At 38.1% G+C, this 21,966-nt stretch carries 20 protein-coding genes; 6 read left to right on the top strand and 14 right to left on the bottom strand.

Features of this window, described 5'->3' with window-relative positions:
• Positions 1-223: 223 nt before the first annotated feature.
• Together BN1354_RS07565 and BN1354_RS07560 are read right to left on the bottom strand one after the other, a co-directional pair.
• On the bottom strand, positions 224-1,411 hold the full coding sequence (locus BN1354_RS07565; RefSeq protein ID WP_052673073.1) for a FecR family protein: 1,188 nt from the start codon (positions 1,409-1,411) through the stop codon (positions 224-226).
• 167 nt (positions 1,412-1,578) lie between these two features.
• The gene (locus BN1354_RS07560; protein ID WP_053826743.1) at positions 1,579-2,121 is read right to left on the bottom strand and encodes an RNA polymerase sigma factor; all 543 of its coding nucleotides are present in this window, start codon (positions 2,119-2,121) and stop codon (positions 1,579-1,581) included.
• A gap of 143 nt (positions 2,122-2,264) precedes the next feature.
• Between BN1354_RS07560 and BN1354_RS07555 the strand changes: the two genes are divergently transcribed.
• Positions 2,265-5,180, top strand: coding sequence for a PD-(D/E)XK nuclease family protein (locus tag BN1354_RS07555; protein WP_053826742.1), 2,916 nt, complete (start codon positions 2,265-2,267; stop codon positions 5,178-5,180).
• 4 nt (positions 5,181-5,184) lie between these two features.
• Here the strand turns inward: BN1354_RS07555 and BN1354_RS07550 are convergent, their stop codons facing one another.
• From BN1354_RS07550 to metG, 7 genes are all read right to left on the bottom strand, one after another.
• Positions 5,185-5,832 carry an HAD family hydrolase gene (locus BN1354_RS07550; RefSeq protein ID WP_074010744.1) on the bottom strand — a complete coding sequence of 216 codons (648 nt, stop codon included), beginning with the start codon at positions 5,830-5,832 and terminating at the stop codon, positions 5,185-5,187.
• 23 nt (positions 5,833-5,855) lie between these two features.
• Positions 5,856-6,845 (bottom strand): metallophosphoesterase family protein, encoded by a 990-nt coding sequence (locus BN1354_RS07545; RefSeq protein ID WP_053826740.1) that lies wholly within the window; start codon positions 6,843-6,845, stop codon positions 5,856-5,858.
• A 149-nt stretch (positions 6,846-6,994) separates the two neighbouring features.
• Positions 6,995-7,813 carry a copper resistance protein NlpE N-terminal domain-containing protein gene (locus tag BN1354_RS07540; RefSeq protein ID WP_197272044.1) on the bottom strand — a complete coding sequence of 273 codons (819 nt, stop codon included), beginning with the start codon at positions 7,811-7,813 and terminating at the stop codon, positions 6,995-6,997.
• Positions 7,814-7,838: 25 nt separating this feature from the next.
• Positions 7,839-10,376 carry a YfhO family protein gene (locus BN1354_RS07535; RefSeq protein ID WP_154904836.1) on the bottom strand — a complete coding sequence of 846 codons (2,538 nt, stop codon included), beginning with the start codon at positions 10,374-10,376 and terminating at the stop codon, positions 7,839-7,841.
• A 64-nt stretch (positions 10,377-10,440) separates the two neighbouring features.
• Positions 10,441-11,166, bottom strand: coding sequence for a 3-keto-disaccharide hydrolase (locus BN1354_RS07530; protein ID WP_231623091.1), 726 nt, complete (start codon positions 11,164-11,166; stop codon positions 10,441-10,443).
• Positions 11,167-11,261: 95 nt separating this feature from the next.
• The gene (locus BN1354_RS07525) at positions 11,262-11,816 is read right to left on the bottom strand and encodes a hypothetical protein (protein ID WP_154904835.1); all 555 of its coding nucleotides are present in this window, start codon (positions 11,814-11,816) and stop codon (positions 11,262-11,264) included.
• A 118-nt stretch (positions 11,817-11,934) separates the two neighbouring features.
• Positions 11,935-14,001, bottom strand: coding sequence for a methionine--tRNA ligase (gene metG / locus BN1354_RS07520; protein ID WP_053826736.1), 2,067 nt, complete (start codon positions 13,999-14,001; stop codon positions 11,935-11,937).
• Positions 14,002-14,122: 121 nt separating this feature from the next.
• Between metG and BN1354_RS07515 the strand changes: the two genes are divergently transcribed.
• Positions 14,123-14,911: an SDR family oxidoreductase gene (locus BN1354_RS07515; protein ID WP_053826735.1), complete on the top strand. Its 789-nt coding sequence runs from the start codon at positions 14,123-14,125 to the stop codon at positions 14,909-14,911.
• 41 nt (positions 14,912-14,952) lie between these two features.
• On the opposite strand, the gene BN1354_RS07510 is transcribed toward BN1354_RS07515, so the two are convergent.
• Entirely contained in the window at positions 14,953-16,668 is a 1,716-nt protein-coding gene (locus tag BN1354_RS07510) for an alanine/glycine:cation symporter family protein (protein WP_053826734.1), read from the bottom strand.
• Positions 16,669-16,810: 142 nt separating this feature from the next.
• Between BN1354_RS07510 and BN1354_RS07505 the strand changes: the two genes are divergently transcribed.
• Positions 16,811-18,181, top strand: coding sequence for a Gfo/Idh/MocA family protein (locus tag BN1354_RS07505; protein WP_045089029.1), 1,371 nt, complete (start codon positions 16,811-16,813; stop codon positions 18,179-18,181).
• Positions 18,182-18,339: 158 nt separating this feature from the next.
• On the opposite strand, the gene BN1354_RS07500 is transcribed toward BN1354_RS07505, so the two are convergent.
• The 4 genes from BN1354_RS07500 to BN1354_RS07485 form a co-directional block, all read right to left on the bottom strand.
• Positions 18,340-18,897: an NADPH-dependent FMN reductase gene (locus tag BN1354_RS07500; RefSeq protein ID WP_045089030.1), complete on the bottom strand. Its 558-nt coding sequence runs from the start codon at positions 18,895-18,897 to the stop codon at positions 18,340-18,342.
• A gap of 159 nt (positions 18,898-19,056) precedes the next feature.
• A complete protein-coding gene (locus BN1354_RS07495; RefSeq protein WP_053826733.1) occupies positions 19,057-19,443 on the bottom strand; it encodes a hypothetical protein in 387 nt (128 codons plus the stop codon).
• Between the two features lie 181 nt (positions 19,444-19,624).
• Complete coding sequence (locus BN1354_RS07490; protein ID WP_045089032.1) at positions 19,625-20,059, bottom strand: nucleoside deaminase; 435 nt, start codon at positions 20,057-20,059, stop codon at positions 19,625-19,627.
• A 73-nt stretch (positions 20,060-20,132) separates the two neighbouring features.
• Positions 20,133-20,357 carry a hypothetical protein gene (locus tag BN1354_RS07485; RefSeq protein ID WP_053826732.1) on the bottom strand — a complete coding sequence of 75 codons (225 nt, stop codon included), beginning with the start codon at positions 20,355-20,357 and terminating at the stop codon, positions 20,133-20,135.
• 129 nt (positions 20,358-20,486) lie between these two features.
• Here BN1354_RS07485 and BN1354_RS07480 point away from each other — a divergent pair, with 129 nt between their 5' ends.
• The 3 genes from BN1354_RS07480 to BN1354_RS07470 are packed head-to-tail and all read left to right on the top strand — an operon-like array spanning position 20,487 to position 21,960.
• On the top strand, positions 20,487-20,849 hold the full coding sequence (locus BN1354_RS07480; RefSeq protein WP_053826731.1) for a YraN family protein: 363 nt from the start codon (positions 20,487-20,489) through the stop codon (positions 20,847-20,849).
• A 12-nt stretch (positions 20,850-20,861) separates the two neighbouring features.
• Positions 20,862-21,224 (top strand): MmcQ/YjbR family DNA-binding protein, encoded by a 363-nt coding sequence (locus BN1354_RS07475; RefSeq protein WP_045089035.1) that lies wholly within the window; start codon positions 20,862-20,864, stop codon positions 21,222-21,224.
• Positions 21,208-21,960, top strand: coding sequence for a biotin--[acetyl-CoA-carboxylase] ligase (locus tag BN1354_RS07470; protein WP_053826730.1), 753 nt, complete (start codon positions 21,208-21,210; stop codon positions 21,958-21,960). Before BN1354_RS07475 ends, BN1354_RS07470 begins: the two co-directional genes overlap by 17 nt.
• Positions 21,961-21,966 lie beyond the last annotated feature (6 nt).

Genomic DNA, 21,966 nt, shown 5'->3' with positions numbered 1-21,966 from the left:
GAGCAGAATGCCAAGGAACAAAAAGCAAAATGTTATTCTCATTATTATCAGCAGATGTTTTAAATTATCGACCGGGCTTTCCCCTTCAATAAAGTTATTATTCATATATTTGTATGATTTTAATTATTTTTATACTAGGTAATTAGAATTCTTTGTCGGACGATATTCGCACTATCGTTCGACTTTTTTTGAGGTCATTTTTTGTCTTACATAGGCATAAGTTTTAATTTTTGTAGATAAATATTGAATTATTCTCTCGTTTATAATTTGTGGAAGAGATAAGTGAAAGAGCAGTCAGCACATTATCCAGGTTGTCCGAAAGGATAATTTTACCTGTGCATTCTGAACCTGCAAATGACACATTATCACCAAAATTGAATGAAAGGTTGTAATACCTCTCAATCTGTTTTAATGCTTCCATGATGGGTGTATCGCTAAATGTTAGGTAACCATCCTTCCAGCTGGTGTAAAGACCGGCGTCAACATCTCTTCTGTTGAAGGTGCCGGAATCAGAAAGTAATGCCTGCTGGTTAGGTGCAAGAATGATCTCTTCTTTTGCTGCGGACGACTTGAGCTCTACGCTTCCTTCAACAAGGACAACTGATGAGCTTGAGCCTTCATATGCTGTTACATTAAACTTGGTACCAAGTACCTGCACATTAAATTCCGGGGCAATAACTACAAATGGGTGCTTGCTGTCTTCAGCCACCTCAATATACATCTCTCCTGATATTGTAACTGTACGGTTGCTTCCTTCAAACATAGAAGGAAACTCAAGAATTGAACCGGAATTAAGCCAAACCTTTGTTCCATCTGATAATATAATCTTGGATCTTTTACCATAAGGAACTATTAGCCTGTTCATAGTATTATCGGCAATTTTAACCTCCTTTTCTCCACTCTCGCCTGTTATTACGCGGGCACTGTTACCATTCTGAATATGAATATCTATATTTTCCTGAAAAGAGGTTACATTATTTCCTGACGATAAAATTATATCCTGCGATTCCAATTCACTCCCTACAATATAACCCGGTGAAAAAACAGCCTCATCTGCTGATTGGTTAAATCCTCTCTGGAAGTAAATAAGTGAAATAATCAAAATCGATATACAGGCAGCTGCAACATATCCTAAATTTCTTAATCTTCTTTTTCTGTTGAAACTCTCTACTGAGCTTTTAAGTCGCCTTCTCAGTTCAACCCTTTTTTCTTCAGGGATTTCAAAATAAGATAGTTTTATTTTATGAAAATGTTGGTCTGCCAGCTCCAGATTCTCCTTCTCTTCCGGGTGGCTTTTTACAAAATCACTCCAGAAATTATTCAGCTCATCATTAGGAAGCAGTTTCCACTCAATAAACTTCTCATCTTTCAGGTAATTGATATATTTATTGTTTTCTGTATTCAATCCCATTAGTCAAAATGTTAAAAATGACAGCTTCTCATTTTGGTATATTAAGATGCTTTTAATAATAGACGATTAAATTCAAAAAATATCATCACTTTTCGAAAGAAAAATGAATAACTGCTTAAATTTAACAATTAAGGTCGATTTATTGTAATATAGGATGGGTTATAAAATCAGTAAATGTATGTCAACAGATTCTGATTTTTTAATTTGCTGAGAGATTTACTAATCAGATTTCTTGATGATTCCACAGATATATTCATAATTTCTGCAATCTCCTCATAGCTGTGTTCCTCTATAAATCTAAGATATATGATTTCCCGCTGTCTGTCACTCAGTTTTTTAAGATACTCCTCAACTTTATGCCTGATCTCATCCTGAGCCTCTTTCTCAATCAGTTCATCTTCAACAGTCACATTAAGCATAAATGTAAGCTTCTCAGCATCCTCTTCCTTTTTTGTATTTTCAACTGTCTGTATTCTGTCTGAACGATTTATGTCTATCAGACGGTTTCTTAGCGCTCTTAACAGGTATGATTTATGGTTTGAAATATTATTTAGTACCGATTGATTGATGCAGAGTTTATAGAACACATCGTGTATAGCATCCATCGCGGTCTGTTCATTAAAACCCATATGAATAGCGTATGAATACATACTGTTTAGATATTCATCGTATAGAGAGGCTATGTATGAAAAATTTACTCCCCTTGTCATTAGGTTGTGGTTGCTATTACCGACAAATTTATAGAAAAAAATTGTTTATGTAGATTGTTAATGCATTAATATTCTTTTTACATAAAAGATATTGACTAAATTTGTAGGTAAGGAGATTAGTAATGTAACCTGCAAAAATATATATGACCCCTTTCCTTTATAAAGTAGCTGAAGTTTTTTTACGTGAGTATAGTTTTGATCTGTACAAGCTTACATTTGTATTCCCAAATCGTCGTGCTGCAATGTTTTTCCAGAAGTATCTTGCAGAGATAGCCGGGAAGCCACTGTTTTCTCCAAGGATGCTTACAATTCAGGAGCTTTTTTCTTCACTTTCTTCACTACTGCCTGCTGATAGAATTGAGATGCTTGTAATGCTATACAAACATTTTGTAAAGATTAGCGGATCGGACGAAACGTTCGACGATTTCCTTTTTTGGGGTGAGATGCTGTTGAATGATTTTGATGATGTCGATAAGTATCTGGCAGATGCGAAGCAGCTTTTCAGGAATGTTCATAATTTCAGATCTCTCGATGATGATCTCTCTCATCTAGATGAAAATCAGATAGAGGCACTTCGCCGTTTCTGGTCAAACTTCATGCCTGCTGAGGGCAGTAAGACAAAAGAGAAGTTTCATGAAACATGGAAGGTACTATATGAGCTATATGATTCATTCAGAACAGAATTGCTTGAAAGAGGGCATGCATATGAGGGGATGATTTTTAGAGATGTAGCTGAAAATATTAAAGACAGGGAGGTTGATGAGTGGCAGTCTGATGGTTTTGTTTTTGTGGGATTAAATGCGCTTACCCCTTCAGAAATGGTTCTGCTGAAGCATCTGAAAAGTATAGGCAAAGCTGATTTTTATTGGGACTACGATTCTCCATTTGTTCATGATGAACTTAACCGTGCCTCGTTGAGGGTGAAGGAAAATCTGACTCGTTTCCCCTCCAGGTTTGAAATTGCTGACAACTCTTCTGATATTAAGCCAAAGATGGAGGTTATTGGCGTTCCCTCTGGCGTGGGACAGGCTAAATTTATAACTCAGGTGATTCAGGATCTGATTAAATCAAATGATATTGCTGATCCGGATGAGGCTATTAATACGGCAATTGTTCTTCCTGATGAGAATCTCCTTTTACCTGTACTTTACTCTATTCCTGAAGAGATAGACAAAATAAATGTAACAATGGGATATAGCTTGTCTAATTCATCAATAGCGGGACTTATAAATCATCTCTCTTTAATGCAGCAAAACCTGAGAAAATGGAATGGGGAAGATGCTTTTTATCACCGTTATGTAAATGCTGTTCTTAATCACCCTTTGGTGAGCAGATCTGCCGGACCAGATTCTGAACAGCTCAAAAGTCATATTCTCAAATATAACAGGATAGTTGTTCCTGTTTCTGAAATTCCTACAAACAGTTTGCTAAGACTTATATTTACACCTATTGACGACTGGCGTAAGATTGGCGGATATCTGCATGAAATATTGTCTACTCTATATAATAGTTTAACCGCGGAGAAGCATGCTGATATGGAAAAAATGCAACCGGGTGATCTATCGGTAGAGGAGGAGATTGATGCAGATATGAGTAGTGCAGGTACCGACGATCTGGAGCGTGAGTTTATAGTTCAGTATTATAAGACTGTTACAAGATTGCAGGATACATTGAGTGAAGCCGGAAATATGAGTATAGATACATACTTCAGACTTCTCAAGAAGCTGGCACACAATATTACTGTCTCTTTCAAGGGTGAACCATTGTCTGGACTGCAGGTTATGGGTGTACTCGAAACTAGGGCTGTTGATTTTGAGAATTTGATAATTCTCTCGTTTAATGAGGGTGTATTTCCACTGAAGAATAGTGCCAACTCATTTATCCCAATCACTTTACGTAAAGGGTTCGGACTGCCTGTTTATGAGCACCAGGATAGTGTATATGCATATCACTTCTACAGGATGATCAGTCGCCCCAAAAACATTTACCTACTCTACGATACAAGAAGCGATGGTTTGCAGTCGGGTGAAGTAAGTCGCTATTTCTATCAGCTGAAGTACCTCTATAACGACTATTTTGATATCTCTGAGCGTGTTGTAACTTATGATGTTACAACACCACAGATTGCACCTGTGTCAGTTGACAAAACCGATATTATTATGGAGAAGCTAAGAGAATTCCGTCAAGGTGGAAGTAAATCTCTTTCAGCATCACTTATCAATAACTATATTGATTGTCCGCTAAAGTTTTACTTTACAGCAATAGAGGGACTCTCCGAGGAGTCGGAAGTACAGGAATCTGTTGAATCTGACGTGTTCGGATCAATTTTCCACCGCCTGATGGAGATAATCTATCAAAGGTATAAAAATAGTGTAGTGACAATTGATGTACTCAACGAGATAATAAAAGATGATAGCTACCTCACAGCTATTATTGAAAAAACATTTGCACAATACTATTTTAAAGACAGTGACAATCCACGCCCGCTTGAAGGACAGTACTACCTTATAGGTGAAATCCTGAGGAGTTATGTGAAGCAGACATTAAATATAGATAAGCAGTTTGCTCCATTCACCTATATCAGTTCTGAGTATCGTTTCAACAGGGAGTATAAGTTGAACGACGAGCTTACTGTCAACTTTAAGGGAAGTATTGACAGAATCGACATAGTAGGGGGTTCTGTTAGAATTATCGACTATAAGACCGGAGCAGGGAAGACAACTGTTAAAGATATCCCGGAACTGTTTGATGACTCCAAATCCAAACGCCCAAGCCAGATACTTCAGGTTTTTGTGTATGGCCTGTTCTACCTGCTCGAGAACCCTTCTGTTGAGCTATCTCCGGCAGTCTACTATCTGCGGGAAGTATTCAAAGATTTCAATCCCACAATTAAAGTAGATAAAAAAGTTGTTAGTAACCTTGCAGAATATCTACCTGAGTTTACGGAAATGTTCAATGAACTGATAGAAGAGATTTTCAGTCCGGAAATTCCCTTCTATCAGACAAAAAACAACGAAAACTGTAAATGGTGTGCGTTTAAAGGAATCTGCAATAAATAGCAGATTATAAATTTAATCTTTTCTGTAACTCAGCGTAGCTGTCCACAACAAAATCAGCTCCCGCAATCAATAATGTTTTTGCATCGAAAGATGTTGTAAGTCCCGCCACCACACAGCCGGCTGACTTAGCTGATGCAATCCCGTTAAGAGAGTCCTCAATGACCAGTGTCATTGATTTATCAGCCTCTAACCTCTCTAATGCCAGAAGATATGGATCGGGTTCCGGCTTATGCTTTTGAGTATCTTCCTCTGCTATAATCACCTCAAAATTATGAGTTATATCAAGAAGCTCATCAATCTTTTTTACAGTGAATTTAGAAGAAGAGGTAACTAGTCCCTTCTGAATATTTTTCATACCGATAACCTTTATAAACTCGGTAAATCCATCAACATACTCGAGCTCCTTCAGCATTCCTTCAAAAAATCTGTTCTTCTCTTCAAGCAGCTTCTCTACATCTACTCTGTTGTCAAAGTTATAATAAATATACCTAAAGAAAGATTCATCAGATTTCCCCACAAATTTATTCAAGATTGACTTATCATATACTACATTGTGTTTCTCCAGTGATAAGTCCATAGCTTTCAGGTGCAGCTTCTCAGAATCGATAACCACACCATCCATATCAAATAAATACGTTTTAAAATCTGTCATCTTAATTTAATCTTTTATTATTTTCAGGGCATCTTCTCAAAGTGATCAGGGTAAGTAACCTTATGCTTTATTGTTCCATCCATCTGATGCAACCATGTAACAAACTCACGCTTACCCTCTTTGAGTACAACAACCCTCACACCATTAACCGCAGGTTTAGGAGTATAGGTTGTAGTCCAGCCGCTGAAATGTCCATAAGCAAGTGCGATATTATAAAAGTTGACAATATAATCATTTATATGCTCATGCCCAACAAATGTTGCCATAATATCCTTCATCTCTTTCATTGCAAGAAACATTCCTGAGTTAAGTTCAGAACTGCACTCGTCCTCATTTCTTTCACCAAAAGAGATATTCTTCTTATCATTAAATGCTGTGCGGTATTCAGGCAGCGGTATATGAAAATAGGCCAAAGCAGGCAGAGGATTGAAGTTGTTCTGAACAGTGTAATGCATACTCTGTTTCTTATACCACTCAATCTGATCAGTAGTAATCCATCCATAACCACCCACACCATCAATCGTGGAATATGCTCCCGAATCGAAGCAATAGATAAGAGCAGCCGGGTTAAGATGCTTTTCACTGTGGTAGACAGGTATTGCATCATTCAGTACCCTTCCTCCGATATTATTAATACTGTTTACATTAAAGGGGTAAGAGGTGACAAGTTCAGCAATCTCTTCCCTTGTAACGCCATTCTCATGATCGTGATTGCCAAGGGTAACAGCAAATGGTATTTCCCGATCGATTACATATTTTGTGATAACATCCCATCCTTCTACAGAGCCTGTAACAATGTCACCAGTAAAAACAACAAGATCAGGCTTTTCACTATCAAGTATATATGGGACTAACAAAAGTGTTGTATCTGATTTAGGGTTTCCATGCACATAATGCATATCAGTAAACTGTACAACTTTAAATTCGCCCTCTTTGTTGAAGGATAGTTTTTGTGCACTCATCGAGATGCTTAGAGAAACAGCAATAAAGGCTGTGATAATTTTTGACTGCATAATTATTTTAATAGTTATATCACCAGCACAGTAGTGAATGATTAATATATTGATTTAACCTGTGACCTGTTTTATTCTTGGTTGGCTCTTATAACTATAAGGTTTATAAGAGCGAGGTAAGAGCAATATAAGAGCGAGGTATGAATATATTACCTTAGGTATACAGCTACAAATTTTGCAACAGGTGTGTCTCCGTCAGAAAAAAGTGAAAGAGTATCGTTTTCTATAGAGTATTTTTTGCTTCCATCAAATATTAAAAGATATTCATGCTCGTATTCAGCATCTAAACATGCCATTCTTGTTGCTGCAAGAGGTGAAAATTTTATCTCTCCCTGCTGTGCAGAACCCTCTGTAAGTTCATAGCTGCCCATCATATTGTTACATCCGCTGTTGCCTGTAATTCTGTTTTCATTACTATGGAGAATAAAATGAGCCTCTCTTCCTGTTTCATTGGCTGACGACTGAATACTCTTACCGTTTAATTCAATTAATTTCCAGTATTTTTCAGTTACAACATTGTCAATGTCGATTTTATTCAGTACATACTTCTCTTGTGGGATTGAGCTCTCTATCCTGTTGCCATCGATATCTAGTGCAATCAGTCTGTTTTCACCAACCTTGTACCACTCTTTGGTATCTGAAGATTTATCAGTGATTATAATTTTACCTCCTGTTTCATCCCAATCGAAACTACCTGATTCGCGAAGTTTATCATCTCCCTTACCCAGATAGTCCATTATCCTTTCAAAGCTGTTATCACTATTTAAACGTATTTCTGTAACAATACCCTCGCAGTCGGCACAAGGCAGTGTACCTCTATAAACTCCTGCCCAATCTAAGGAGTTTCTGCTACTATGTTCTGCTGCAAACTCTGCAGACAATTCAGTACCGCTTGAGGTTTTTTTACCGGTGTTGCAGGCAGATGCTACTGCAAATAAAATCATCAGAAGTAAAATAATTTTTCTCATAGTTTTTGTTGTTTTAATTGGTTTGTTAATAATCTTTTTTGATTTTGGTTTTATTTCTTTTAATTGCATTTATAAAAATAACAACTGCTGTCAGCAACATAATTAGCAGAGCACCATATGCAATTCTGTCTGTCACTTTTATGCTTTCGGGATCGAAGCGGAATTCAACAGTATGTTTTCCTTGAGGAATAGGTAATGCGCGAAGCGTATAGTTAGCCCTTAACATCTCAGCCGGTTCCCCATCAATTGTTATCTGCCACCCTTTTGGATAATACACCTCAGAGAAGATGGCCAACTCATCTTTTTTTGCATCAACAGAGTAGATTAGAAAATCTGAGTCGTAATCAGTAAGCATAATCGTTGATGCTGAATCAGCCTTAGCAGGTCTGAACCCCTGTTTAAAATTATCAAGTATGGGCTCATACTTTTTGTCAGCTACAGCAACACTGCACAGATCGATACTTCCTAATACCTCTATCTCTTCATCTGCATTATTTACAAAAAGAATCTCATCAACAAACCATGCGTTGCCCATCGCATGTGGATTTTCCACAGGTATATTTGCCCCTTCCTGAGAGGGAAGTATAACCCATTTGGTGTTGAGCATATTGAGTACCTTAAAACCGTTTGTATCCACTGAATCAAGATTACCTGCTGATGTGATTACAGCATAATGGATATTCATCAATTCATCTGTAAGGTATACATCGATAAGATCCTGATAACGTCTTAGTTTAGCTGCATGATAACCTCCAATAACCTTATGGTGATACGGAGTTATACCATCGTTAAATGTACTTGTTGCAAGATTAAGCACTCTGTAATATTTGGTGGTATCCTGCAGAATATGCTGATCTGTTGGAGTTAATGTGAAAAGTTGCTCCTGACTTGATTTATAGACAAAATCATCATCGTTGAGATAACGTCTGTTCACATCCCACATATCTGCAAGGCAAAGTAAAAGAATACCAGCTACAGTCCATGTAGCTTTAATCTTCTTCTGCAGAAAGAGCCATAATATCAATCCACCTATTGCTACAATTATAAAGCTTCTTAAGGCATCTGCAGTGAACAGTGACAGACGCATCTCCGTCAGGTTTGCCACTAATGGTTGAATATGAATGGGTGGTACAGCCTGACTAATAGCCTGCATCTCATTAGCCGAGATATAGGATGGGAAGAATATCTTTGGTGCAATAGCAAAAAGCAATGCTAAGCCACCGGTTAAACCGAGACTTATATATAAATACTTCAGATTGTTTTTTAGTACTTCCGGTTTATGAACTATCTCTTTAACTGTAAGAGCAGCAAGTAATGGAATGCAAAATTCAGCAACTACCAGAATAGATGATACGGCACGAAACTTATTATACATCGGAATATAATCGATGAAGAAGTCGGTCAGTGGCATAAAGTTTTTCCCCCATGAAAGGAGTATGGAGAAAATTGTACCTGTAAGGAGTGCCCATTTAACGGGCCCCTTCACGATAAACAGACCTAATATAAAAAGTGCAAGAACAAAAGCGCCTGCATAAACGGGACCGGAAGTGCCGGGCTGATCACCCCAGTACTGGCCTATCTGCTGATAAATCTGATAATATTCCGGGCGTGCTTTGCTCATTGCCTTCTCATTTTGAGAAAGAGGCACTGATGCTCCACCTTTAGTGTTGGGAACAAGCAATGTCCATGTTTCACCAATTCCGTAGCTCCAGGCAGTGATATAGTCACGTTCTAGTCCGTTGTCCGTTGTGTTTGCCTCCTCATGGTGGGAGAGCTCCGACTTCCCTCGCATTGTCTCTTTTGAATACTCATATGTATGATAGAGATTGCTTGAGTTTGCCGCTACACCAATGATTCCCGCTATTATCAGTACTCCCGTTGCTTTGAAGAAATTAGGCAACTCCCTTTTTTTATATGCATCAACAAAGAAAGCTATAACCATGAAAAGCATCAGGAACAGGAAGTAATAACTCATCTGTATGTGATTTGCCGAAATCTGGAAAGCCACGAAGATCATGAAGAGTAGTCCTCCCAAAAGATACCTCTTCCTGTAAACATAAACCATACCGGCAATTGTAGGAGGTATATAGGCCAATGTGATGAATTTCCATATATGTCCTGCCGAAATAAGAATAAAGAAATAGGATGAGAATGTCCATATTACCGCTCCCAGTGCACTAATCAGCGGAGATGCCCTGAATGCCCGCATCAGAATATAAAAACCGATGAGCATTATGAACATCAGGTAGACGTAATTTGGTAAAAACAGAGAATAGAGCTCTTTGGCACTATCCAGAGGCTTTGAGGAGTTGTAAGTGGGGCTCATCTGATATGATGGCATACCACTGAACATTGAAATGTTCCAGCGAGTGCGCTCGCCTTCATGACGTTCCATATAGTCACGCTGTTCCTGTCCCTGTCCTATAGCGGCAAGTGAGTCGTGCTGAGCAATTACCCGCCCGTCTATTACAGCCGGAGCAAAATATATGAATGAAATAATAATGAATCCCGCTATAACAATCAGGTCGGGAATTAACTTTCTGATATTGCCACTTATTTGCATGATCTATCCTTTGCAGTTTTATATTAAACCACAAATTTACATTTAATTATGATAAATCAATTAATTAAAGTTCCCTTATCCAAATATTTCTGAAACTTATTGGAGCACTCGGATCGCCATGGTCTTGCAGTCTGATTGGTCCTGCACCATGCTCAACAACTTTTGGGAAACCAATATATTCTGTTGTTCCAAGTATGATTGTATTATTTTGCAGAACTACACCATTCTGTATAACAGTTACCCTTGGATGTGTGCGGTAAGTTCCGTCAGCTTTGAATGTTGGAGCAGTATATATTATATCATATGTATTCCATTCACCCGGACGGTTCATTGCATTTACCAGTGGAGGAGTCTGTTTATAAACACTACCTGTTTGGCCATTCACATATGTCTCATTTTGGTAGCAATCAAGTATCTGAATCTCATACATTCCCTGCAGGAATACCCCGCTATTTCCGCGAGCCTGACTTTCGCCTGTAATGCCTTCCGGTATAAGCCATTCGAGGTGCAGCTGGAAATCGTTGAACTCCCTTTTTGTCTGAATATCACCAGTACCTTTTTTAACAGTAAACACACCATCGTGAACAGTCCATCCTGCCGCTTCACCCTTGCTGTTTTGCCACTCAGACAGATCTTTGCCATCAAACAATACTATAGCATCAGAAGGTGCAGCAGCTGGCGCTTGTGAACTGTTGCCCGGAGTAACCACAGGTGGCTGAGGTTGCCAGTATTCACTCATTTCAGGTCTCATACGTGCCTGTTCAGGATATTGTCTATCCTGCGAATTCATTGTAAAGACAAATAAAAAATTCAATAAAATCAATGTACCTAATGCTTTCATGTTTTTTTAATTAAAAAATTGTAATTGTATAAATTGATGGTTCTTTAGAATCTTTTTCCAATGGTAATACCCAGACGAGGATAACCTCCGCCATTTACGAAGTCTCGTCCCCCTCCGGCATATATCTCACCTACCCAGTTATTGCCTGACAGGTACTTCCAGCCCAGAGCAAGTCCCACTCCAGCTCCTGTAACGTTGTCATATACAGTGGCGAAGGTTTCATTCTCATAGTATATTGTTTCTTTCTCTTTTGTGAATATACCACCGTTTGCCTCAATAAAGAAACCTGCACCATATTTCTGAAGGTTTTCCTGATTGCCTCCAAAAAACCATCGCACGTACGGGGTGAAAAGTAAGTCAGTTGCGTAAATATCATCAAGAGAAACACCCAGAGAAGCACCTGCACTGAGATCTGAATTTATAATCCGCTCATAGGCAATTTCAGGGAATGAAGCGAAGATAGAGGTTCCCAGATTAATCTTCAGCTCATTCTTAGGAATGTCTTTTGTCAATTTCCATCCAAAAGCACGGTAGGTTCTCTGAGAAAACATTGATAAGCTAACAAACAGAGCAAAAATCAATAATAGATGTTTTTTCATAAAAAAGTTATTAAAAGATTTATACTTTACTCTTTAAATAAAACATTTATTAAGAGCACTATTTGATAGATTAATAACTATACCAATAGTTACAAAGTTGCTAGTTAAATTAACTTAATCATACTACCTGACTTCCAGGGTCAACATCTTTGGAAGGTGTTACCAGTGCTAGGGTTCCATCACTGTTTTCAGCTGAAAGAATCATTCCTTCTGATACAAACCCTCGCATCTTTCTTGGAGCCAGATTTGCAATAAAGCAGACCTGCTTACCCACCAGCTCTGCTGGGTTTGGATAGTATGCTGCGATTCCTGATAATATTGTTCTTTGTTGCAATCCATCATCGAGAAGGAATCTAAGGAGCTTATCAGTTTTAGGCACTTTCTCACACTCGATAACAGTACCAACACGGATATCAAGTTTTTCGAAATCATCAAAATCAATAGTAGGCTTAACAGGTTTTACTGCCGACTTCTCAGCTGCAACTGTTTTCTCATTTTCAGCTTCGTTAAGTTTCTTTGTATCGTGAAGCTTCTGAACCTGTTTTTCAACCACTTCATCCTCAATCTTTTCAAAAAGGAGTTCAGACTTGCCCAATGTATGGCCTTCTGAAAGCAGGTCGAAGCTACCTAACATATCCCAGTTGATGTGTTCTATATTGAGGAATGAGAGAATCTTCTCTGCTGTGAAAGGCAGGAATGGTTCAGTCACAATTGCAAGATTAGCAGTAATCTGCAAAGAGATATTAAGAATTGTTGCAGTGCGATTCATGTCGCTTTTGGCCGTCTTCCATGGCTCAGCATCAGCAAGATATTTATTACCGATACGAGCAAGATTCATAGCCTCTTTCTGCGCCTCTCTGAAATGGAAGTTGTTCAGATTATACTCAACAGCCTCCTTAACTTTTTTAGCCTCTGCTATAGCCTCACGGTCAAGATCGGTCAACTCACCTATAGCAGGCACTTTATTATCGAAATATTTCTGAGTAAGCACCATTGCTCTGTTTACGAAATTACCAAGCACAGCTACCAGTACATTATTGTTATGGGCTTGAAAATCTTTCCATGTGAAATCGTTATCTTTAGTTTCAGGTGCATTTGCAGTAAGTGTATAACGAAGTGCATCCTGTTTACCCGGGAACTCTTCTAGGTATTCGTGAAGCCAAACTGCCCAGTTGCGTGAGGTTGATATCTTATCACCCTCCAGATTCATGAACTCGTTTGAAGGTACATTATCAGGCAATATGTAGCTGCCCTCGGCTTTTAACATTGCAGGAAATACAATACAATGGAACACTATGTTGTCTTTTCCGATGAAATGAATCAGACGGGTATCTTCATCTTTCCACCATTTCTCCCAATCGTCAGGCAGAAGCTCTTTTGTATTAGATATATATCCTATTGGAGCATCAAACCATACATAAAGTACTTTGCCCTCGGCACCTTCTACCGGCACAGGGACACCCCAGTCGAGGTCGCGACTCACAGCACGAGGCTGCAATCCAAGATCGAGCCACGATTTGCACTGACCGTATACGTTACTCTTCCACTCTTTGTGCTCTTCCAATATCCATTGGCGCAGCCATGCCTCATGTTTGTCCAGCGGGAGATACCAGTGCTTTGTCTTGCGCATAACCGGTACGCTGCCACTTAGTGTTGATTTAGGATTGATAAGATCGTTGGGACTTAGTGATGTGCCACACTGTTCACACTGATCACCATATGCGTTTTCGTTGCCGCAATGGGGACAAGTGCCTGTGATATATCTGTCAGCAAGAAACTGCTGTGCCTCTTCATCATAATATTGCTCACTCTCCTGTTCACTGAATTCACCTTTTTCATAAAGTTTGCGGAAAAAATCTGAAGCTGTTTCCTTATGAATTTCAGAGGTGGTGCGAGAGTATATATCGAAAGTTATTCCGAACTCCTTAAATGACTTTTTAATCAATTCATGATATCGGTCTACAATATCCTGTGGCGTTACACCCTCTTTGCGGGCCTTTATTGTAATAGGAATACCATGTTCATCAGATCCTCCAATAAAGAGAACCTCTTCACCTTTCAGCCTTAGATAGCGGGCATAAATATCAGAAGGAACATAAACACCGGCGAGGTGACCAATATGCACCGGACCATTGGCATATGGCAGTGCAGATGTAATCAGTGTACGTTTAAATTGTTTTGACATGTCATGTATTAATTAAGTTGCAAAGATAGACAAAATCATAAATATATTTGTTTAAATTTGGTTCCACTTATTACTTATCCTGTGCAGTTTGGATGAATAAACGGAAATTTGTAATTAAGCTATGAACTTAAATTTAAAAGGAAAGACCGCAATTATTGGCGGCAGCAGTAAAGGTTTGGGCAAAGCATGTGCTGTTTCTCTTGCACGTGAGGGGGTAAATGTTGTAATATGTGCAAGAAACGTTGAGGCTTTGAAAATAACAGAGATGGAGATAGAAGCACATGGAGTTGAGACACTGGCGCTTACTGCTGATATGTCTGTTGCAGATGATAACCGGAGAATAGTAAGTGCTACTATTGAAAAGTTTGGTGGTGTTGATATACTGATAAATAATTCAGGGGGACCAAAACCGGGTACGTTTCGTGAAGTTTCTGAGGATGATATGGATGAGGCTTATAATTCAGTTTTAAAATACAATATACGTATGATAAATCTTTGCCTGCCTTATATGGAGAAAAAGGGGTGGGGCAGAATTATTAATATTGCATCGGTAAGTGTTAAAGAGCCGTTGCCAAATATTGTGTTGTCGAATATATTCCGTTCAGCAGTAGTTAGTTACGCCAAGACTATCAGCAGAGATCTGATCCCAAAAGGAATAACAGTGAATACAGTTTGTCCCGGTTACTTTAAAACTGATCGCATAACTCAACTGATAAACAGGGGTGCTGAAGCAGAAAATATCTCTGTTGAGGAGTATGAGAGGAGGGCAATTGAAGATTTTCCTCATAAGCGATATATGGATCCAATGGAGTTGGGTGAGATGGTTTGTTATCTATGTTCAGATCAGGCACGATCAGTTACAGGTACCACTATTCAGATTGATGGTGGACTGGTTAGTGGTTTGCTTTGATTTTAAGACTTTTCTGAATTAGATACACATCTGGAATCTTTTTATTCTTTTGGAACCTTTTCATTGGGATGCTCCTTACGGAAATCAACCCAGTAACTTCCTATTACAGACTTAACCTCTTTGTGCAGTATTAACAGGCCGATCAGATTTGGAACTGTCATAAAGGCTACTGTAAGCATCGACAGGTTCCAGATTATTGTTGTATCTACAAACGATGCAATAAAGAATGCCATAACAAATATTATCCTGTAAATCATAACATATTTTGCCCCAATAAGGTAGGTGATTGCCCTGTCGCCATAATATGACCATGCAATTGCAGTTGAGAACGCAAATAGAAGTAATCCGATAGCTACCACGTATTTGCCAGATTCACCAAGAAAGCTCTGTGTATAAGCAAGAGTGGTGAGTGGCGCACTATGAATAAGTGATTTGCCACTGAAAATAAGATCATTGGGCGTATCAGCTACACTTCCATTTGTTACAACTATTTCGCCACTATATAACACACCTCCTTTTTTTACCACTATATCTTCTGCAAGAGATCGGGCATGAATAATGGAGTTATTGTCAAGGATTTTACCATCGATGACTGTTAAAGTACCTGTGTAAAGCGGAATATCAGATTTGTTATTCAGATAATTACTCAGTTTTGCAACATTATCTTCACTTGATTCAGTATAGCTCTCTGCCAGCACAATAATATCTGTTTTCTGAAACTGATTGGGAACCTTTTCACTCCAAACTCCGGATGAAAGAATAACCATTCCGGTAAGAAAACAGATAACGACAGTATCAATGAATGGCTCAAGAATGGCAACAATACCTTCCGAAACAGGCTCATGTGCTTTTGCAGCAGCGTGTGCAATTGGAGCAGAGCCTTGTCCCGCCTCATTGGAAAAGAGTCCCCTGTTTACCCCATTATTGAATGCAAAAGCGAATCCGGCACCTAGAAATCCACCTATAGCTGAAGTGCCTGTGAATACATTCTCAAATATTGATAAAAATGAAGGAATAATATTTTGATAATTTGAAGCTATTATTGCAATTGCGGTTAGAAAATAGATGATGGCCATGAAAGGAACAAGTTTTTCAGTAACACTAGCAATGCGGCGTATACCTCCAATAATTATAAGAGCCAGTAATACAGCCATTACAGCACCAGTGATTATATGCTGAACTCCAAAAGTGGCAAATATAGCATTGGAAATACTGTTTATTTGAGGCAGACTTCCGGTTCCAAAAGATGAAAGTACAGTTGCAATTGCAAAAAAACCACCCAGCCAGTAACCGGTTTTTATCATTTTATTGTTCTTCAAAGGGATGTTTAGTCGCTTCCTCATGAAATACATGGGTCCACCCGCAACCATTCCTTTCTCATCAAACTCGCGATATTTATGAGAAAGAGTAACTTCAACAAACTTAGTACACATACCCAGAAATGCTGTAACCAACATCCAGAACAGGGCAGCCGGTCCTCCTAAATGAACAGCCAGGGCAACTCCGGCAATGTTACCTGTGCCAACTGTTCCTGAGAGTGCAGTTGCCAGCGACTGAAAATGGGTGGTATCTCCTTTGTCTGTAATTCTATCATATTTGCCTCTTACCACCCTGACAGCATGTCTGAAGTATCTTATTTGAGGAAATTTTAGATATAGAGTGAAAAACAATCCTGTTCCTAAAAGAAGGAAAATAAACCAGTTGTTACCTCCGATGTATTGATGTAATGTTGTAAAGATCTCGTTGAGTTGCTGCATATATAAGCAGAATAATGGTGAGAAAATAATTATACAAAAATTCAAATATATATATTTTTTTTAAACATGCACATTGAGGCTGTTAACTTTATTATCTTTGTAATTCATTAATTACTATATTTGTCAATCAACATTTATTATCATGGATAGACGAAATTTTCTTAAGAAATCAGCTATTACAGCAACAGGTTTAAGTCTGACACCATTAATGGGGAAACCTTTTAACTCAATATTTGGGCAGTCGGCACCTAGTAATAAAATAAAAATAGGATTAATAGGGTGCCGTAATCAGGGGTGGAGTAACCTTACTACATTTTTACAATATCCGAATGTGGAGTGTGTATCTCTTTGTGATATTGATGATCAGTGGCTTTATCAGCGAGCTTCTGAACTGGAGGAGATGACAGGCAAAAAACCTCCTCAGTTGGTAAAGGACTGGCGCCGTGTTATTGACAATAAGGATGTTGATATGGTGATCATTGGGACTCCTGATCACTGGCACTGTCTGCAGACTATTGCTGCCTGTGAAGCAGGGAAAGATGTTTTTGTAGAGAAACCACTTGCGAATACTATTGAGGAGTGCGACCTGATGGTGAAGGCTGCACGTAAATATAACAGGATAGTTCAGGTTGGTCAATGGCAGAGGAGTGATCCTCACTGGGATGAGGCTGCTGCTTATGTGCAGAGTGGAGTTCTTGGTAAAGTTAGAACTGTTAAGGTATGGGCATATCAGACAAGTAAGTGGACACTTCCTGTTGTTCCTGACTCTGCTCCTCCGGCGGGTGTCGATTATGATATGTGGCTTGGACCGGCTCCTAAACGTAATTTCAACCAGAACCGCTTTCATTATAATTTCAGATTTTTCTGGGACTATGCCGGGGGGTTGATGGCCGACTGGGGTGTGCATCTTCTCGACTATGCTATGAAAGGGATGAATGCTGGTTTACCATCATATGTTTATGGTGCAGGTGGTAAGTTTGGGTATCCTGATGATGCTATGGAAACACCGGATACATTAATGGCAACTTATAAATATCCCGATTTTAATATTATTTGGGATCATGCATGTGGAATTGGCAATGGGTTGTTTGACAAACGTGAAGGTGTTGCATTCTTTGGTGAGAACGGAACACTTGTGCTTACAAGAAGTGGCTGGGAGGTAATCCCGGAGCAAGCTGTGAATAGTAGAAATTTCCCATATTGCTATCCATGTGATGATGAAAGAAAACCAAACAGTTTGAGAATGGAGGCGGTTGAAATGCATAAGGGATTGGGAAAGGGACTTTATATGCATGCGGGTAATATGCTTGACTGTATAAGAACCAGGGAACTGCCTAACGCTGATATTGCAATAGGAGCTGAGGTGGCTAAACTGAGTCATATGGCAAATATATCATGTAGGGTAGGTTCTGCATTAAGATGGGATAATAAGACAGGGTTGTTTGATAATGAAGAGGCTAACCTGTTGGCAAAGGCTAATTACAGATCACCCTGGAAGCTTCCTGTTTTGTAATATTAATATTTAGATGAAGTACTATTGATCTGATAAACAGGATAGAAGTGCTTCTCTTAAAACTACTATAAAAAGAACATAAAAGGCAGAATATAGTAAATCTATACTCTGCCTTTAATATTTAGTTATTTGCCTTTTATCTGTGGTCTGTAATGATATTAATCATTATAGAATTTATGGACCCATGCTTCGAATGCTTTCAGCCAGTTATCCAGAAACTTACGAGTCTCGGGATTTGCAATTTCGTTATTCTCATTAAAGAGTGTTGTGGTGTTGCCAATATAAGCTTCAGGTTGTTGCATCATATATACATCAATGAAAACCATTGGCTGACGAAGTACATGGTTTGCAGCCTCTCCACCAAGCGCACTGATTGAACTGCTGACTATTGCACCTGGCTTGCCTCCCCAGTTGTTTTGTCCATATGGTCTTGATCCGACATCGATTGCATTTTTCAATACACCTGGAATTGATCTGTTGTATTCAGGTGTAAAAAACAGATAGCCATCTGCTTCTTTAATTTTTTTGCGGAATTCTACCCACTCTGCAGGTGGATTATGATCCAGATCCTCATTATAATGGGCTAGCTGACCTATTTCAACTATTTCCATATCTAATGTGTCGGGCTGCATTTTAATTGCATCGAGAGCTAATTTTCTGTTATAGGAGTCTTTTCTTAAACTGCCTACTATAACTGCGATTTTTTTCTTGCTCATATCTTTGTTTTTTTATGTTTATATAATTTTATATTTATGGTAACATTTAGATAATTACTTTTTTGTAAAGCAACTAAAAATCAATTACCTGTAAGTTCATATTTGAATATATAAACGCCATATAGAACAATTTGTTCTATAGTTAATATTTATAAGCTATTATTTGGGACGTATCAGTTTTTTTAGAGGAGAGATTTTAGTCTCACCTGTATTTAAGTTTCGAATATAATACTGTACAGATGAATCAGGCTTACTTACAATCATCGAGAAATTATAATTGGGTGGAACAATTACAGGCATTTGATCAATAGGGGATTTGAATGGCTTTATTTCCGATTCAGTAAACTCTCTTCTTAGCTTTTCCCATATACTATTGGGAATTGTATCTCCGGGGTAAAATCTGATTGTGTCTGGCAAGACAAATTCTCGTGGAAGCTGAGGCTTATATGGCAGAAAAAATGTATTGTCCTGAGTTAATACATCTTTTTGAGCAACAAGGGAAAAAGTAATAGATACAATAATACTTATTAGAATGAAGTGTTTCATAATCGTAAATATTATAGAGTTAGTATTGTTCTCAAAAATATTTATTTATTCTGGATTATGATACTGATATTTATTCTAATAACCTAAATTTTAATTATTTAACCTGTATGCGAGGGAGCAGATTAATTTTGTGTGTGACATCAGACTGTAGGTAAATAATAATTTGTAAATTAATCTCAAATCAACGAATGTTCTTAAAAAATGTCTGCATAAGTTCAGAACATTCATTTGCCATAACACCTTTTGTTACTGTAGTTTTTGGATGAAGTAAGAATGGCGAAATTGTTGAGTAACCTCTTTTCTCATCTGAGGCACCATAAACTAATCGTGATAATTGTGCCCAGCGAAGTGCTCCGGCACACATGGGACAAGGCTCTACCGTTACATATAGTGTACAGTCGGTAAGATATTTTCCTCCCAAAACATTTGTAGCAGATGTAATTACCTGCATTTCTGCATGTGCTGTAACATCATTTAGCAGTTCTGTAAGATTATGTGCTCTTGCAATAACTCTTTGTTCAGAAACTACAACAGCGCCGACCGGAATCTCATTTTTATTGAAGGCTTTTTGTGCTTCCTGCAGGGCCTGTTTCATAAAATACTCATCATCAAACATATATCTAACGCAATAAATTATATTATTATTCCCTGATAAAATCTTACTTTCGTAATGTTTCAAGCCTCTGCTATCAACGTCTCATTTCATTTTCTTCAAACAGAGTGGGGTAATCCTTTTCCATACTTTTTAAAACATGAGAAAGAATAGTTTCTCTATACCATCTTGATCTATTAGTAATTTTATATTTCTTAAGATAGAAATGAATTAAATCATACTCCTCTTCAGCAAGAGCAAAGACCACTTTTTTTGTGCGTGGTCTGGTTTTAACGTTCAAACTCTGTTTTTTAGTTCCCATTAAGTTATAATTGAAAATAGGGTATCCCTTTGTACATACAAAAAAACAAAATATTTTCGCTAAAAGGAAGTATTTATGCGGTAAATTTGTATTTTTACACTGTATATAGCGTTTTTCGTACTATATCTGATGGCTGATCATAACGATTTAGGAAATAAGGGTGAAGATAAAGCAGTGGCTTTTCTGAAGTCAAAGGGATATAGGATTATTGAAAGAAACTGGACTTTTCATGGTTACGAAATTGATATCATTGCAGAAGACAGCGAGTTTATAATATTTACCGAAGTAAAGACCCGGGCAACGGATGTCTGGGGAAATCCTGAAGATGCTGTAAGCAGACAGAGAATGAGGAGAATGATAAATTCAGCAAGTCACTATTTGAAAATTAACTGTATTGATAAGCCTGCCAGGTTTGATATTATCGCTATAGTCTGGAATGAAGACAAACCTGTTCTGGAACATTTTGAAGATGCCTTTATGGCTTTCTTATAGCAGAACCTGATTATGGATATTGAAGAGCTGTTTGATTATTGTATGTCTATTCCCGGTGCAGAGGCTACCACTCCTTTTGATGATGTAACTATTGTCATGAAGGTGATGGGGAAGATGTTTGCATTAATACCAACTGATAATGAAAGGTTTAGCATTACTCTGAAGTGTGACCCTGAAAAAGCAATATTATTGCGTGAATCTTATGAATGTGTGGAGAGTGCATACCACATGAATAAAACCTACTGGAACACAATCTTTCTGGATGGTGATTTGCCGGATAGTGAAATTAAAGTGTGTATCGATAATTCAGTAGAGGAGGTAATAAAGAAATTGCCAAAAAAATTACAAAGGGAATATTATGGAACTTTTAAGTGAAGAAAGATTGGTTGTGCATCTCGACGAAGTGGATTCTACAAATAATTATTTACATAGTCTGGTCAGAAAGCAAAAACCTGAAGAGGGATCTGTTGTAATTGCAGAATTCCAGCTGGGAGGACGCGGACAAATGGAAAATGGCTGGTTCTCAGAAAAAGGTAAGAATCTTCTGTTTAGTTTACTTATCTATCCTGATAATGTGGAGGCAAACGCGCAGTTTATAATTTCCCGTATAGCATCACTTGCTGTAAAAAATACTTTAGACCAGTTTACTGATGATATTCGTATAAAATGGCCTAACGATATATATTGGAAAGATAAGAAAATTGCAGGGATATTGATTGAAAACGATATCAGTGGAAGGGTGATAACAAATTCGATTATCGGAATAGGAATAAATATAAATCAGGATCAATTCCCTGAAGAATTGCCTAATCCTGTTTCATTAAAACAGGTTACAGGGTCTGAGTTCGATAGAGACTATATTCTGGATAATTTCGTTAGAGAGTTCTTTCTTATTTATCGTGAATTCCAGAATGGAAACGAGAAAGCTATAGAAGATGAATATATGCTAGATCTCTATAGAATCAATGATTACTACTGGTTTGAAGATGATAATGGACGTTTTAAAGCAATAATAAAAGAGGTGCTTCCTTCGGGTCATCTGGTACTAAAGACTCTTGAGACAGCTGAAGAGAGAGTATATGCTTTTAAAGAGGTCTCATTCGTGGATTAAGTTGAT

Source organism: Lascolabacillus massiliensis, from assembly GCF_001282625.1.
In the GTDB taxonomy this organism is placed as follows: Bacteria; Bacteroidota; Bacteroidia; order Bacteroidales; family Dysgonomonadaceae; genus Proteiniphilum; species Proteiniphilum massiliensis.
Note: the sequence above shows the minus strand (reverse complement) of the source record. Positions and strands in the feature narration are given on the sequence as shown.

Bases quoted from the DNA above. Each gene is read 5' to 3' on its own strand.
- BN1354_RS07565 (WP_052673073.1), bottom strand. From the start codon at position 1,411: ATGGGATTGAATACAGAAAACAATAAATATATCAATTACCTGAAAGAT.
- BN1354_RS07560 (WP_053826743.1), bottom strand. From the start codon at position 2,121: ATGACAAGGGGAGTAAATTTTTCATACATAGCCTCTCTATACGATGAA.
- BN1354_RS07555 (WP_053826742.1), top strand. From the start codon at position 2,265: ATGACCCCTTTCCTTTATAAAGTAGCTGAAGTTTTTTTACGTGAGTAT.
- BN1354_RS07550 (WP_074010744.1), bottom strand. From the start codon at position 5,832: ATGACAGATTTTAAAACGTATTTATTTGATATGGATGGTGTGGTTATC.
- BN1354_RS07545 (WP_053826740.1), bottom strand. From the start codon at position 6,845: ATGCAGTCAAAAATTATCACAGCCTTTATTGCTGTTTCTCTAAGCATC.
- BN1354_RS07540 (WP_197272044.1), bottom strand. From the start codon at position 7,813: ATGAGAAAAATTATTTTACTTCTGATGATTTTATTTGCAGTAGCATCT.
- BN1354_RS07535 (WP_154904836.1), bottom strand. From the start codon at position 10,376: ATGCAAATAAGTGGCAATATCAGAAAGTTAATTCCCGACCTGATTGTT.
- BN1354_RS07530 (WP_231623091.1), bottom strand. From the start codon at position 11,166: ATGAATTCGCAGGATAGACAATATCCTGAACAGGCACGTATGAGACCT.
- BN1354_RS07525 (WP_154904835.1), bottom strand. From the start codon at position 11,816: ATGAAAAAACATCTATTATTGATTTTTGCTCTGTTTGTTAGCTTATCA.
- metG (WP_053826736.1), bottom strand. From the start codon at position 14,001: ATGTCAAAACAATTTAAACGTACACTGATTACATCTGCACTGCCATAT.
- BN1354_RS07515 (WP_053826735.1), top strand. From the start codon at position 14,123: ATGAACTTAAATTTAAAAGGAAAGACCGCAATTATTGGCGGCAGCAGT.
- BN1354_RS07510 (WP_053826734.1), bottom strand. From the start codon at position 16,668: ATGCAGCAACTCAACGAGATCTTTACAACATTACATCAATACATCGGA.
- BN1354_RS07505 (WP_045089029.1), top strand. From the start codon at position 16,811: ATGGATAGACGAAATTTTCTTAAGAAATCAGCTATTACAGCAACAGGT.
- BN1354_RS07500 (WP_045089030.1), bottom strand. From the start codon at position 18,897: ATGAGCAAGAAAAAAATCGCAGTTATAGTAGGCAGTTTAAGAAAAGAC.
- BN1354_RS07495 (WP_053826733.1), bottom strand. From the start codon at position 19,443: ATGAAACACTTCATTCTAATAAGTATTATTGTATCTATTACTTTTTCC.
- BN1354_RS07490 (WP_045089032.1), bottom strand. From the start codon at position 20,059: ATGTTTGATGATGAGTATTTTATGAAACAGGCCCTGCAGGAAGCACAA.
- BN1354_RS07485 (WP_053826732.1), bottom strand. From the start codon at position 20,357: ATGGGAACTAAAAAACAGAGTTTGAACGTTAAAACCAGACCACGCACA.
- BN1354_RS07480 (WP_053826731.1), top strand. From the start codon at position 20,487: ATGGCTGATCATAACGATTTAGGAAATAAGGGTGAAGATAAAGCAGTG.
- BN1354_RS07475 (WP_045089035.1), top strand. From the start codon at position 20,862: ATGGATATTGAAGAGCTGTTTGATTATTGTATGTCTATTCCCGGTGCA.
- BN1354_RS07470 (WP_053826730.1), top strand. From the start codon at position 21,208: ATGGAACTTTTAAGTGAAGAAAGATTGGTTGTGCATCTCGACGAAGTG.